The organism is Mesorhizobium sp. WSM3868 (genome assembly GCF_002294785.1).
Taxonomy (GTDB): Bacteria; Pseudomonadota; Alphaproteobacteria; order Rhizobiales; family Rhizobiaceae; genus Mesorhizobium.
This window is the reverse complement of the sequence record NZ_NSGB01000003.1, coordinates 1-13,011: the sequence shown is the minus strand read 5'-3', so window position 1 is coordinate 13,011 and position 13,011 is coordinate 1. Positions and strand designations below refer to the sequence as shown.

Below are 13,011 nucleotides of genomic sequence, written 5' to 3'. Positions count from 1 at the left end.
CGCTTTAGGCATCGGCGCTTCCGCCGCTGCGGCAAACGGAGCTTTCTTTTCTTGTTCCTGCTATTGACGCGCCGGACCAAAAATGGTGTATGCGCGGCTTCGGATGGGCGTGTAGCTCAGCGGGAGAGCACTGCATTGACATTGCAGGGGTCACAAGTTCAATCCTTGTCACGCCCACCATCCTTTCAACAACTTAGCTAAGCCGTTGTGCCGATTGCACAGAAACTCCGGTCGAAGATTTCCAACCGCGACCCGGAACCAAAGCGGACGCGTTCCGTTGCACCCCAAATGGGGACTGGCTGCAATGGCCGAAGACGACGACCGTTTCTGGAAGGTCTATATAGATTCCATCAAATTGCGCGCCGAGCGGTATCGGCTTCGAGCCGAAGTCGATGCCGAACGGTAACAAGCGCGACGGATCCGCAGCGAACTGCAATCGGCCCGAGAGCGAGCCTGGATATTCCGGCAAGGCCCAGAAGATCTCTAACGCACCGTGCAACTGATCTGACGCTCGCGAGTTCACCTTCATCGTCGGCAACTAGCAAAGGACGCCGGCGGCTGAGAGACAGCGACCGCGCTCCCGTCTGAACCAAGACCGGAGACGCGCCATGCGAGACCGATTTCCCGACAATCCGCGTCCGCGCCCTCTTCAAGCCGAGAGCGACAGGAAACTCCTCGCCCAAACGCGAGATGTGATCAATCGTTCGAGGCAGAAGCTCATCGACACAGAACCGCAGATCGATCCGCACCGGTTGAAGCGGATTTCTCGCAAAGCCACTGGGGTCTAGACCTCGGCCTGCGGGAACATGCCGCTACTGCCGATCGGCCGGCCTAATGATGGTCCACGACCGCGGTGCCAACCTCCTCCAGTTGAAGTTCGACTGCTGCCGGTCCAAGCCCGATATCAGGGTTACAATTTTCGCCAGCGGCAGGGAAGCGAGAGGCGACCCTCTCAGACGCCCGAGACGGCGCAAAGCGCTTTCATCCTGGCGACGGCGAGATCTGGATCGGCCAGCAATCCCGCCTGATCGGCGAGACGGAAGACATCGGCGTAGTGGCAGATGCCGCGCGCCGACTGCATGCCGCCGACCATAGTGAAATGATCCTGGTGGCCATTCAGCCAGGCCATGAAGACGATGCCTGCCTTGTAAAATTCCGTCGGGGCTTCGAAGATCTTGCGCGACAGCGGCACGGTCGGCGCCATCAGCGCGTCATAGCCGGCCCGGTCGCCCTCGGCGAGCCTGGCCAACGCGGCGTTGGCCACCGGGGCGATGGCATCGAAAATGCCGAGCAGCGCATGCGAGTGCCTCTTGCCGTCCCCCGCGATCAGCTCCGGATAGTTGAAATCGTCACCCGTGAACATCACCACGCCTTCAGGCAAGCGGTCGCGCAGCAGCACCTCCTTATGGGCGTCGAGCAGCGATATCTTTATGCCTTCGACCTTGTCGGCGTGCCGCTCGATGATGGCGACCACGGTGTCCAGGGCGGTATCGAAATCATTGCTGCCCCAATAGCCCTTGAGCGCCGGATCGAACATGTCGCCCAGCCAGTGCAGGATCACCTTGCCGGAGGCTTGGCCGAGGATGCGGTCGTAGACGCGGGCATAGTCGTCCGGGCCTTTGGCCACGGCCGCCAACGCGCGGCTTGCCATCATGATCGCCTTGCCGCCCCCGCCTTCGATAAAGGCGAACTGCTCCTCATAGGCTCGGATCACATCGTCCAGCGACTTTGCCGCGGCCGGCGCCAGATGGTCGGTGCCGGCGCCGGAAGCGAGATCGGCGCCTTTCACCGTGCGCGCCTCGGCGATCGAGCGCCGGATCAGTTCTTTCGCGCTCGCCCAGTCGAAACCCATGCCGCGCTGCGAGGTGTCCATCGCCTCGGCGATGCGGAAGCCGAGCCGCCACAGGTGATGACGGAACGCCATGGTCTTGTCCCAGTCGACCGCCGGCCGCGACCAGGGATCGGTCATGGCGAAGGGGTTGGCGACGACATGGGCAGCGGCATAGGCGACGCGCGGGAAATCCGCGCCGATGATGGGCTGCGCCGGTTGGCCGACCAGCCGGTAGCCGACACGATCGCCATTCTTCGCAGGCAGGATGATGTCCATCGAACTCTCCCTTTGCGGCAGCCTATAGATGGAACGTTCCAATAAATCAAGAACCTTTATGATCCCCGCGGCTGAAGCGATCCAACGCAGCATCGCGGTCCTAAGCCCATGCGTTCTCTGGAGGCCGATCAATTTTTCGAAATCAACATGATTCCCAGTTGACTCCGGTTTGACGCAATGTTTAGAACGTTCCAATAAATTCTAACACCGGACACGGGGGAAGCACGGATATGGCCAGCCGGGCCAAGGCGACGATCCTGGATATCGCCCGTGAGGCCGGCGTGTCCAAATCGACGGTATCGCTCGTGCTGCAAGGCAGCGGGCTGATCCGGCCTGAGACCGCGCTCAAGGTCCGCAAGGCGATCGAGGATGTCGGCTATGTCTACAACCGCGGCGCCGCCAACCTGCGCAAGGCGCATTCCAACGTCATCGGCATGGTGATCAACGATCTCACCAATCCCTTCTTCGCCGAGCTGGCTGTCAGCATGGAGCGCGTCTTTCAGGCCGCCGGCATCGTGCCCTTCATCGCCAACACCGCGGAAAATCCGGTCCGCCAGGAAGAAGTGCTGAAGTCGCTGCTGGAACAAGGCGTCGCCGGTCTGATCGTCTCGCCGGCGCGCGGCACCACGCCCGGCGCCTTCCGCCGCATCGAGGCTGCCGGCGTGCCGGTCGTCTTCGCCATGCGCCGCCTGCCCGAGAGCCGCATCCCGGCAATCGCGCCCGACAACCATCGCGGCGCCTATCTCGCCACTCAGCATCTGATCGGCAAGGGCCACCGCCGGCTGGCTTTCTTCGGCGGTTCGTCCGACCTCGTTGTCTATCACGACAGGCTCGGCGGCTTCATCGAGGCCTGCGAGGCGCTTGGCATCCCGACCGCCAACCGAACGATTGTCGAAGGCGAGACCAGCCGCAGAGGCGGCATGGCCTGCCTGGAGACCGCGCTTGCGGCAGCCGAGCCGCCGACAGCCGCGCTTTGCTTCAACGACGCCGTCGCTTTCGGCGTCATGCTCGCGCTGCGCAAGCGCGGCCTGGAGGCCGGGGCCGACTTCGCCGTGGTCGGTTTCGACGACGTGGCCGAAGCCGAGCACTACATGCCGGCGCTGACCAGCGTCGCCGTCGACACCCCAGGCCTTGGCGAGCGCGCCGCGCACGTCATGCTGAAGATGATCCAGTCGCGCACGACGCGCGCCGAGGACCATATCGGCGCGGTCAGCCTCGTCGTCAGGGAAAGCTGCGGCCCGAGCCGCAGCGCGCACGGCACTGGAATGGGAGACGCGGCATGAGCGTGAGATGGGGCCTGATCGGCGCGAGCACGATCGCCAGGCAGTTCATGGTCAACGCCATTCGCGCGCAGGCCGACGGCGCGGTTGCCGCCGTGATGAGCTCCAGCGCAGAGCGGGCTCAAGGCTACGCCAAGGAAAACGGCATTCCTAAAGCCGTCTCGACGCTCGATGCGCTGCTTGGCTCGGACATTGATGCCGTCTACATCTCGACCACCAATGAGCTGCATCTCGAACAGGGGCTGGCCGCCATCAAGGCCGGCAAGCATGTGCTCTGCGAAAAGCCGCTGGCGCTGACCAGCGCCGATGCGCGCAAGATGGTGGCGGCGGCCAGGAAAGCCGGCATCGTGTTCGGCACCAACCATCATCTGCGCAATGCCGGCGCGCACCGGGCGATGCGCGAGGCGATCGCAACCGGCCGTATCGGTAAGCCGATCGCCGCGCGTGTCTTCCATTCCGTCTATCTGCCTGAAAGCCTGCAGGGCTGGCGCATCACCAGGCCCGAAGCCGGGGGCGGCGTGGTGCTCGACATCACGGTGCATGATGCCGACACGCTGCGCTTCGTGCTCGGCGACGATCCGGTCGAGATCTCGGCCTTCACACAGTCGGCCGGCATGGCCGGCGGCGGGCTGGAGGACGGCGCGATGTGCATCTGGCGCTTCAAGTCCGGCGTCATTGCGCAATCGCATGAAGGCTTCACGACCAAATTCGCCGGCATCGGTTTCGAAGTGCATGGGTCGGAGGGCTCGCTGATCGCCACTGATGTGATGACGCAGAAGCCGGTCGGCTCGGTGCTGCTGCGCACTGCAAATGGCGAGGAAGAGCTGAGCTTCGATCGCGAGGACCTCTACACCCGCTCGCTACGCCAGTTCCATGCCGCGATCCGCGGCGAAGGCCAGCCTTCGGCCACCGGCGAGGACGGCATCTGGTCGCTGGCATCCGCCGAAGCAGCGCTGCAATCCTCGAAGACCGGCAAGGCCGTGATCATCGATCCGCAACTCGGGAGCCTCGCGTGAGCAAGCTCGTCACGGCAGCGCATGCCGCCAGCCTGATCAAGGACGGCATGATTGTCTCGGTGTCGTCCTCGAGCGGCCTCGGCTGCCCCGACGCCGTGCTCGCCGCCATCGGCGAGCGCTTCGATGCGGAAGGGCATCCGAGAGCGATCACCACGCTGCACCCGATCGCCGCCGGCGACATGTACGGCATCAAGGGCATCGACCATCTCGCCAAGCCTGGCCTGCTCAAGCGCACGCTCTGCGGCTCGTATCCATCCGGCCCCTCCTCCGCCGAGCCGCCTCGGATCTGGCAGATGATCGGCGACAACTCGGTCGCGGCCTACAACGTGCCCTCCGGCATCCTCTTCGACATGCATCGCGAGGCGGCCGCCAAGCGTCCCGGCGTGCTGACCAAGGTCGGCCTCGACACCTTCGCCGACCCGCGCCACCAGGGCTGCGCCATGAACGCCGCCGCCAGCGAGCCGATCGTCTCGGTGCAGCAGTTCGACGGCGAGGAGTGGCTCTATTTCCGCGCCATCGTCCCCAACGTCTCGATCATCCGCGCCACCTCCGCCGACGAGCGCGGCAATCTCACCTACGAGCATGAGGGCGCCTATCTCGGCGGTCTCGAACAGGCATTGGCTGCGCGCAACAATGGCGGCATCGTCATTGCGCAGGTGAAGCGCATCGTCGAGAACGGCACCCTCAAGCCGCACGATGTGCGCGTGCCCGGCGTCTTGGTCGACCATATCGTGGTCGCGCCCAATCAGCTGCAGACGACGCAGACGGCTTACGACCCGGCGATCTCGGGCGAGATCTTCCGGCCGCTCTCCACCTTCCGCACCCCGGAGATGAACATCCAGAAGGTGATCGCGCGCCGCGTCGCCATGGAGTTGCGCGACGGCATGGCCGTCAATATCGGCTTCGGCATCTCCGCCAACGTGCCGCGCATTCTTCTCGAGGAAGGCCAGCACGGCAAGGTCACCTGGGTGATCGAGCAGGGCGCGGTCGGCGGCGTGCCGCTGCTCGACTTCAAGTTCGGCTGCGCCTCGAATGCCGAGGCGATCATGCCCTCGCCGCACCAGTTCATCTATTTCCAGGCCGGCGGCTTTGACGCCTCGCTCCTGTCCTTCCTGCAGATCGACCGCCACGGCTCGGTCAACGTGTCGAAGCTTTCGGCGCGACCGCATGTGACGGCCGGTGCCGGCGGCTTCGTCGACATCACCGCGCGGGCGAAGAAGATCGTCTTCTCCGGCTTCTTCAACGCCGGCGCCAAGCTTTCGCTGGCGAGCGGCGCCATCCGCATCGACCAGGAAGGCAAGGTGAAAAAGATCGTCGACGAGGTCGAGCACATCTCCTTCTCCGGCAAGCGCGCGGTCGCGCAAGGCCAGGACATCACCTATGTCACCGAACGCTGTGTGATGAAGCTGACCCAGGACGGGCTGATGGTGACCGAGCTGGCGCCCGGCATCGATCTCGAACGCGATGTGCTGGCGCAGGCCGACACTCCGCTCGCCGTCGCAAACGACCTCAAGATCACGCCGGCGTCGCTCTATCAGGACCGGCCGATCGGCCTGTCGCTCAACGGCGGCGCTTCGCTTGGAGGAGCGCATGGCTGAGCGCCTCGTCACCTTCGAGCAGGATGGCGTGATCGGTACCGTGACGCTCAGGCGGCCGGAAAAGTTCAACGCGCTCGACATTCCGATGCTGCGCGCGCTCGAAGCCGCACTCGACAAGGCCGAACTGGCCGAGGGTGTCCGTGTCGTGCTCATCAGCGGCGAAGGCAAGGGTTTCTGCGCCGGCGGCGACGTCGAGGCCTGGGCACAATTAAGCGCCGCCGATTTCCAGGTTCAATGGGTGCGCTACGGCCATCGTGTCTTCGACCGGCTGGCGCGGCTTCGGCAACCGACAATCGCCGTGCTGTCCGGCCATGCGCTGGGCGGCGGCTTGGAATTGGCCGCCGCCTGCGATTTTCGCGTCGCCGAAACCCAGATCAAGCTCGGCTTTCCCGAGACCTCGATCGGCGTCGTGCCCGGCTGGTCTGGTACGCAGCGCGCTGTGCGCCGCTTCGGTGCACAGATCGTGCGGCGCATGGCGCTTGGCGGCGAGATTTTTCTGGCGAACGAGGCGCTCGCCCTCGGCGTCGTCGACCGCGTCGTCGAAACCGGCAAGGCCTTGGATGAAGCAAAAGCCTGGGGAGAAAAGATCGCCGAGCGTGGTCCGCTCGCAACCGAGGCCGCCAAGCTGATGATCGGCATTGCCGAAGGCGAGGAAGACGCCGCCGCCACGGAAGCGCTGGCCAGCGGCTTCATTGCGCTCACCGGCGATCTCAAGGCCGGTGTCGGCGCCTTCAAGGCCAGGCACAAGCCGGACTTTTCGAGATCCTAGAGAAGATACGATGAACGCACCGCTTAACATTTCCATGCCGGTCGAAGCGTCTCAGGCGCCGAAGAGCTACAAGCTTCTGATCGACGGCAAACATGTCGATGCCCGGGACGGCCGCACGATCGAACGCAACAGTCCCGGCCACGGTTTTGCGGTTTCACGCTATGCGCAGGCGGGTGCTGCGGAAGTCGACGCTGCGGTGCAGGCAGCTCACAAGGCCTTCGAGGCCGGCGCATGGCCGCGCATGAAGGCGTCGGAACGCGCCGCGGTGCTGCTCAAAGCGGCCGATCTGATCGAGGGCCGACTGGAAGAGATTGCCAGGCTCGACGCGTTGGAATCCGGCAAGCCGATCGCGCAGGCGCGCGGCGAGATCGGCGGCGCCGTCGACATCTGGCGCTATGCCGCTTCGCTTGCTCGCACGCTCCATGGCGAGAGCTATGCCAATCTCGGCGATGACATGCTGGGCGTGGTGCTGCGCGAGCCGATCGGCGTCGTCTCGATCATCACGCCGTGGAATTTTCCCTTCCTGATCGTCAGCCAGAAACTGCCCTTCGCGCTCGCCGCCGGCTGCACTGCCGTGGTCAAGCCGAGCGAGATGACCTCGGCGTCGACCTTCGTGCTCGGCGATATCCTGCTGCAGGCCGGCCTGCCGACGGGTGTCGTCAACATCCTCGCTGGCCTGGGTAGCGATGTCGGCGCGCCAATGGTCAGCCATCCGCTGGTTGAGATGGTGTCCTTCACCGGCTCGACCCGCGTCGGCAAGATGACCATGGCGGCGGCGTCCAGTTCGCTGAAGAAGGTGTCGATGGAGCTCGGCGGCAAGAACGGCCAGATCGTCTTTCCCGACGCCGATCTCGAAGCAGCGGCGGATGCCGCAGTCTTCGGCGGCTTCTTCAACGCCGGCGAATGCTGCAATGCCGGCAGTCGGCTGATCGTGCATGAGGCGATCGCGGACGACTTTCTCGGCGCAGTCAAGGCGCTGGCCGAGAGGGTGAAAGTCGGCGATCCGCTTGACGACCGCACCAAGGTCGGCGCGATGATCTCGGCCGACCACATGGCGAAGGTAGCCGGCTATGTGAAGGCGGCCAAAACCGGCGGCGGCAGCGTCTTCAGCGGCGGCGGACAGCTCGCCTCCAACGCCGGCCAGTATCTCGATCCGACCATTGTCCGCAACGTTACCGAGGACATGGAAATCGCGCGCGAGGAAGTCTTCGGGCCGGTGCTGTCCGTGCTCACTTTTGAAACGATTGAAAGGGCATTGCACATCGCCAACAACACGCCCTATGGTCTGTCTGCGGGAGTGTGGAGCGCGAGCATCGACACATGCATGTCGGTGGCGCGCGGTGTGCGTTCGGGGACGGTTTGGGTGAATACGTTCATGGAGGGTTATCCCGAACTGCCCTTCGGCGGCTACAAGCAATCCGGTCTCGGACGCGAACTCGGCAAACGCGCCGTCGAGGACTATACCGAGGAAAAGACAATCCAGTTTCATCGCGGCCAGCGCACCGGATGGTGGCTCGGCTGAGTTGGGAGACCCCGGCGGTCACCCCGCCGGTTATGTGAATGCAACAAGGGAGGTAGTACATGTTGCGCAAACTGCTTATCGGAACGGCTCTTGCGACGAGCTTTGCGTTCTCGGCGCATGCCGCGGACGTCAAGGAAGTGCAGATGCTGCATTGGTGGACGTCGGGCGGCGAAGCGGCTGCTCTGAACGTGCTGAAGCAGGATCTGGCCAAGGAAGGCTATGCCTGGAAGGACGTGCCGGTGGCCGGCGGCGGCGGCGACGCCGCCATGACCGCTCTGAAGGCGATGGTCGCGGCCGGCAACTATCCGACTGCCTCGCAGATGCTGGGCTACACCGTGCTCGACTATGCCGCTGCTGGCGTCATGGGCGACCTCACCGAGACCGCCAAGAAGGAAGGCTGGGACAAGAGCGTTCCGGCCGCCCTGCAGAAGTTCTCCGTCTATGACGGCAAGTGGGTCGCGGCTCCGGTCAACGTCCACTCGGTTAACTGGCTGTGGATCAACAAGGCCGTGATGGACAAGATCGGCGGCACCGAGCCAAAGACCTTCGACGACTTCATCGCCCTGCTCGACAAGGCCAAGGCTGCTGGCGTCATCCCGCTGGCGCTTGGCGGCCAGAACTGGCAGGAAGCGACCATGTTCGACTCCGTCGTGCTGTCGACCGGCGGACCGGAATTCTACAAGAAGGCGATGAACGACCTCGATGAGGAGTCGCTCAAGTCCGACACGATGAAGAAGTCGTTCGACAACCTCGCCAAGCTCGTCACCTATGTCGACCCGAACTTCTCGGGCCGCGACTGGAACCTCGCCACCGCCATGGTCATCAAAGGCGATGCGCTGGTTCAGGTCATGGGCGACTGGGCCAAGGGCGAGTTCCACGCCGCCAACAAGACCCCGGGCACGGACTTCCTCTGCTACCGCTTCCCGGGCACCGACGGCTCGGTGATCTACAACTCCGACATGTTCGGCATGTTCAACGTTCCGGACGACCGCAAGGCCGCCCAGGTCGCTCTGGCCACCGCCACCCTGTCGAAGAGCTTCCAGTCGGCTTTCAACGTCGTGAAGGGCTCGGTCCCCGCTCGTACCGACGTGCCGGACACCGACTTCGATGCTTGCGGCAAGAAGGGCATCGCCGACCTTAAGGCTGCTAACGAAGGCGGCAAGCTGTTCGGCTCGTTGGCCCAGGGCTATGGCGCGCCCCCGGCTGTCGCCAACGCCTACAAGGACGTCATCTCGAAGTTCGTCCATGGCCAGATCAAGACCTCGGACGAAGCCGTGACCGAATTGGTCAAGGCGATCGACGACGCCAAGTAAGGCGTTTTTGCTGGAGCAATTCCAGGAAAAGTGCATAGCGGTTTTCCGTTCGGAATTGCATAAACAAAACCACTCGAGTCTCCCCCGCTCCGGCGGGGGAGGTCTCCTGTCGAGACGATATACGGGATTGCTGCCTGGTGTGCGCCGCACGCTGGCTGGTCCCCAATAACCGGTACTGGATGAGCCGATGAGCACAGTCGCCGAAACCCAAATCAAGCTGACGCCGGAACATGACGCCCGTCCCGGCGCCTCCGTCCGCTCGCGATTGCAGGACCTGTTGCCGAAGATCGTCCTGGCGCCGAGCTTCGCGGCGACGATCGTCTTCGTCTATGGCTTCATCCTGTGGACGATCTATCTGTCGTTCACCAATTCCAAGACCTTCCCATCCTACGACATCACCGGCGCCCGCGCCTATCAGCGGCTGTGGCGCTGGACCTTCGAGAGCGACCCGCCGTCGAGCTGGTACACCTCGATCACCAACATGGGGATTTTCGGCTTCCTCTACATCCTGATCTGCCTGGCGCTCGGCCTGTTCCTGGCCATCCTGCTCGACCAGAAGATCCGCGGCGAAGGCATGCTGCGGCCGATCTATCTCTATCCGATGGCGCTCTCCTTCATCGTCACCGGCGTCGCCTGGAAATGGTTCCTCGACCCCGGCCTCGGTCTCGAGCAGACGCTACACCAATGGGGCTGGACGAGCTTCCATTTCGACTGGATCAAGAACAAGGATTTCGTCATCTACACAGTGGTGATCGCCGGCGTCTGGCAGGCTTCCGGCTTCATCATGGCGATGTTCCTGGCCGGGCTTCGCGGCATCGACGGTGAGATCATGAAAGCCGCGCAGATCGACGGCGCCACCACCTTCCAGCTCTACCGCCGCATCGTCATTCCGCTGCTCAGGCCGGTGTTCCTGTCGGCCTTCATCGTGCTCGCGCATCTGGCCATCAAGTCCTATGACCTTGTCGTGGCGCTGACCAGCGGCGGACCGGGCGGCTCGGCCTGGCTTCCCTCCAACTTCATGTATGAGTTCACCTTCAAGCGCAACGAGATGGCGGTCGGCTCGGCGAGCGCGGTGATCATGCTGATGACGCTGACCGCGATCATCGTGCCTTATCTCTATTCCGAGCTCAGGGAGAAGCCGCGATGAGTGCCGTCACCTCACCGGCCCGCCAGGCATCGAGCGGCGTCAGCGCCAGGACGATCAACCGCATCGTCATCTACGGACTGCTTGCGCTGTTCGCGCTGTTCTACCTGATGCCGCTCTTCGTCATGCTGGTCACCTCGTTCAAGACCATGGACGAGATCCAGAACGGCAACATGCTGGCGCTGCCGCAGTCGCCGACCATCGCGCCATGGTTCAAGGCCTGGGGCGAAACCTGCGTCGGCCTGACTTGTGCCGGCATCAAGGGCTACTTCTGGAACTCCATCAAGATGGTGGTGCCGGCGGTGCTGATCTCGACGCTGCTCGGCGCTCTCAACGGGTATGTGCTGACCAAATGGCGCTTCCGCGGCCACACGCTGGTCTTCGCGATGATGCTGTTTGCCTGCTTCATTCCGTTCCAGTCGGTGCTCTTGCCAATGGCGACCATCCTCGGCAGCATCGGCCGCTTCGGCGCCAGCCTGCAGAACGCGACGGGGTTCAACTTCGGCCTCGGCAACTCGACGGTCAACCTGGCCTTCGTCCATGTGGTCTACGGCCTCGGCTTCACCACGCTGTTCTTCCGCAACTATTACGAGGCCTTTCCGACCGAACTGGTGAAGGCGGCGCAGGTCGACGGCGCCTCGTTCTTCCAGATCTTCCGCCGCATCATGCTGCCCAACTCGATGCCGATCTTCGTCGTCACCGTTATCTACCAGTTCACCAACATCTGGAACGACTTCCTGTTCGCTTCCGCTTACGCCGGCACCGGCGACGTGATGCCGATGACGGTGGCGCTCAACAATGTCGTCAACACCTCGACCGGCGTCGTCGAATACAACGTCAACATGGCCGCGGCGATGATTGCCGCGCTCCCCACCCTGATCGTCTATGTCGTCGCCGGCCGCTATTTCGTGCGCGGGCTGATGGCCGGCGCGGTCAAGGGCTGACCCTATCTCTGAAGGAACGACCATGGCTTTTCTGGAAATTGATGGGCTGAAGAAGCGCTTCGGGAATGTCGAGATCCTGAAGGGCATCGATGTCGAGCTCGAAAAGGGCGGCTTCCTGGTGCTGGTCGGCCCGTCCGGCTGCGGCAAGTCCACGCTGCTCAACACCATTGCCGGGCTGGAAACCATCACCGAGGGCCAGATCCGCGTCGACGGCCGCGCGATCAACGATTTGCATCCCTCGAAGCGCGACATCGCCATGGTTTTCCAGAGCTACGCGCTCTATCCGAACATGACGGTTGCCGGAAACATCGCCTTCGGCATGGAGATGCGCGGCGTGCCGGCGGCGGAGCGCCAGGCGGCGATCGACAAGGTGGCAAAGATCCTGCAGATCGGTCACCTGCTCAACCGCAAGCCCAGCCAGCTTTCCGGCGGCCAGCGCCAGCGCGTCGCCATGGGCCGGGCGCTGGTGCGCGACCCGAAACTCTTCCTGTTTGACGAGCCGCTTTCCAACCTCGACGCCAAGCTGCGCGTCGACATGCGCATCGAGATCAAGCGCCTGCACGCCACGACCGGCACCACGATCGTCTATGTCACCCACGACCAGATCGAGGCGATGACGCTGGCGACCAAGATCGCCGTGATGCGCGACGGCGAGGTACAGCAGTTCGGCACGCCGGCCGAAGTCTACAACAACCCCACCAATATCTTCGTCGCCGACTTCATGGGCTCGCCGGCGATGAACCTGATCCCGGCCAAGATTGGCGCCAATGGCAGCGGGCTCTCGGTCGTTCTCGATCGTGAGGCGCGCCAGCCGATCACGCTGTCGCTGCCCGGCGCGCCGACCGGCCTTGCGGCCTTCAAGGACAAGCCGGTCATCTTCGGCGTGCGGCCGGAAGCGCTGACCGATCCAGAAGGCGCCGAACGCAACGGATCCGAAATCGCCACCGCCGACTGCCACATCGAAGTGGTCGAGCCGGCGGGATCGGACACCTTCGCGGTCACCAATCTCGGCGGCAAGGGCGTGGTGGCGCGGCTGCGCGCCGACGCCAGGATCCAGCCCGGCACCAGCACGCCGCTGGCCTTCAATCTCAGCAAGGCGGTGTTCTTCGATCCGGCGACCGAGAAGCGCATTCTCTGATGCATGTCGCCCAAAAGTGGATCCGGTTTTGGGGCAGCGACATGCGTCAAGACAAAGATCTAAAGCGCGTGGTCCCCGTCAGTTCAAACACGACGCGCTTTAGCAGGCTGTTGAAGAAGTTCTGGCGCGGTTGTTTGGAGCGTGATTCACTGGTTGCCCTGATGATTTGGGGACCGTGGA

10 protein-coding genes and 1 tRNA gene are annotated in these 13,011 nt (G+C 63.6%); 10 read left to right on the top strand and 1 reads right to left on the bottom strand.

Features of this window, described 5'->3' with window-relative positions:
* Positions 1-105: 105 nt before the first annotated feature.
* Positions 106-180: transfer RNA gene (locus CK221_RS06295), tRNA-Val, on the top strand.
* A 772-nt stretch (positions 181-952) separates the two neighbouring features.
* Here the strand turns inward: CK221_RS06295 and CK221_RS06290 are convergent.
* Entirely contained in the window at positions 953-2,107 is a 1,155-nt protein-coding gene (locus CK221_RS06290; RefSeq protein ID WP_067002534.1) for a dihydrodipicolinate synthase family protein, read from the bottom strand.
* Positions 2,108-2,337: 230 nt separating this feature from the next.
* Between CK221_RS06290 and CK221_RS06285 the strand changes: the two genes are divergently transcribed.
* From CK221_RS06285 to CK221_RS06245, 9 genes are all read left to right on the top strand, one after another.
* Positions 2,338-3,390 carry a LacI family DNA-binding transcriptional regulator gene (locus tag CK221_RS06285; protein WP_067002537.1) on the top strand — a complete coding sequence of 351 codons (1,053 nt, stop codon included), beginning with the start codon at positions 2,338-2,340 and terminating at the stop codon, positions 3,388-3,390.
* Entirely contained in the window at positions 3,387-4,403 is a 1,017-nt protein-coding gene (locus tag CK221_RS06280) for a Gfo/Idh/MocA family oxidoreductase (protein WP_095777116.1), read from the top strand. Before CK221_RS06285 ends, CK221_RS06280 begins: the two co-directional genes overlap by 4 nt.
* Entirely contained in the window at positions 4,400-6,001 is a 1,602-nt protein-coding gene (locus CK221_RS06275; RefSeq protein ID WP_095777115.1) for an acyl CoA:acetate/3-ketoacid CoA transferase, read from the top strand. The genes CK221_RS06280 and CK221_RS06275 overlap by 4 nt, the downstream gene beginning before the upstream one ends.
* Positions 5,994-6,770: an enoyl-CoA hydratase/isomerase family protein gene (locus CK221_RS06270; protein WP_067327025.1), complete on the top strand. Its 777-nt coding sequence runs from the start codon at positions 5,994-5,996 to the stop codon at positions 6,768-6,770. Before CK221_RS06275 ends, CK221_RS06270 begins: the two co-directional genes overlap by 8 nt.
* 10 nt (positions 6,771-6,780) lie before the next feature.
* Positions 6,781-8,292 carry an aldehyde dehydrogenase family protein gene (locus CK221_RS06265; protein WP_095777114.1) on the top strand — a complete coding sequence of 504 codons (1,512 nt, stop codon included), beginning with the start codon at positions 6,781-6,783 and terminating at the stop codon, positions 8,290-8,292.
* A gap of 59 nt (positions 8,293-8,351) precedes the next feature.
* On the top strand, positions 8,352-9,605 hold the full coding sequence (locus CK221_RS06260; protein ID WP_067002546.1) for an ABC transporter substrate-binding protein: 1,254 nt from the start codon (positions 8,352-8,354) through the stop codon (positions 9,603-9,605).
* 187 nt (positions 9,606-9,792) lie between these two features.
* Entirely contained in the window at positions 9,793-10,752 is a 960-nt protein-coding gene (locus CK221_RS06255) for a sugar ABC transporter permease (RefSeq protein WP_067002547.1), read from the top strand.
* Entirely contained in the window at positions 10,749-11,693 is a 945-nt protein-coding gene (locus CK221_RS06250) for a carbohydrate ABC transporter permease (protein ID WP_067002549.1), read from the top strand. Before CK221_RS06255 ends, CK221_RS06250 begins: the two co-directional genes overlap by 4 nt.
* A 22-nt stretch (positions 11,694-11,715) precedes the next feature.
* Positions 11,716-12,831 carry an ABC transporter ATP-binding protein gene (locus CK221_RS06245; RefSeq protein ID WP_067325879.1) on the top strand — a complete coding sequence of 372 codons (1,116 nt, stop codon included), beginning with the start codon at positions 11,716-11,718 and terminating at the stop codon, positions 12,829-12,831.
* Positions 12,832-13,011 lie beyond the last annotated feature (180 nt).

Bases quoted from the DNA above. Each gene is read 5' to 3' on its own strand.
- CK221_RS06290 (WP_067002534.1), bottom strand. From the start codon at position 2,107: ATGGACATCATCCTGCCTGCGAAGAATGGCGATCGTGTCGGCTACCGG.
- CK221_RS06260 (WP_067002546.1), top strand. From the start codon at position 8,352: ATGTTGCGCAAACTGCTTATCGGAACGGCTCTTGCGACGAGCTTTGCG.
- CK221_RS06250 (WP_067002549.1), top strand. From the start codon at position 10,749: ATGAGTGCCGTCACCTCACCGGCCCGCCAGGCATCGAGCGGCGTCAGC.
- CK221_RS06265 (WP_095777114.1), top strand. From the start codon at position 6,781: ATGAACGCACCGCTTAACATTTCCATGCCGGTCGAAGCGTCTCAGGCG.
- CK221_RS06255 (WP_067002547.1), top strand. From the start codon at position 9,793: ATGAGCACAGTCGCCGAAACCCAAATCAAGCTGACGCCGGAACATGAC.
- CK221_RS06245 (WP_067325879.1), top strand. From the start codon at position 11,716: ATGGCTTTTCTGGAAATTGATGGGCTGAAGAAGCGCTTCGGGAATGTC.
- CK221_RS06280 (WP_095777116.1), top strand. From the start codon at position 3,387: ATGAGCGTGAGATGGGGCCTGATCGGCGCGAGCACGATCGCCAGGCAG.
- CK221_RS06270 (WP_067327025.1), top strand. From the start codon at position 5,994: ATGGCTGAGCGCCTCGTCACCTTCGAGCAGGATGGCGTGATCGGTACC.
- CK221_RS06285 (WP_067002537.1), top strand. From the start codon at position 2,338: ATGGCCAGCCGGGCCAAGGCGACGATCCTGGATATCGCCCGTGAGGCC.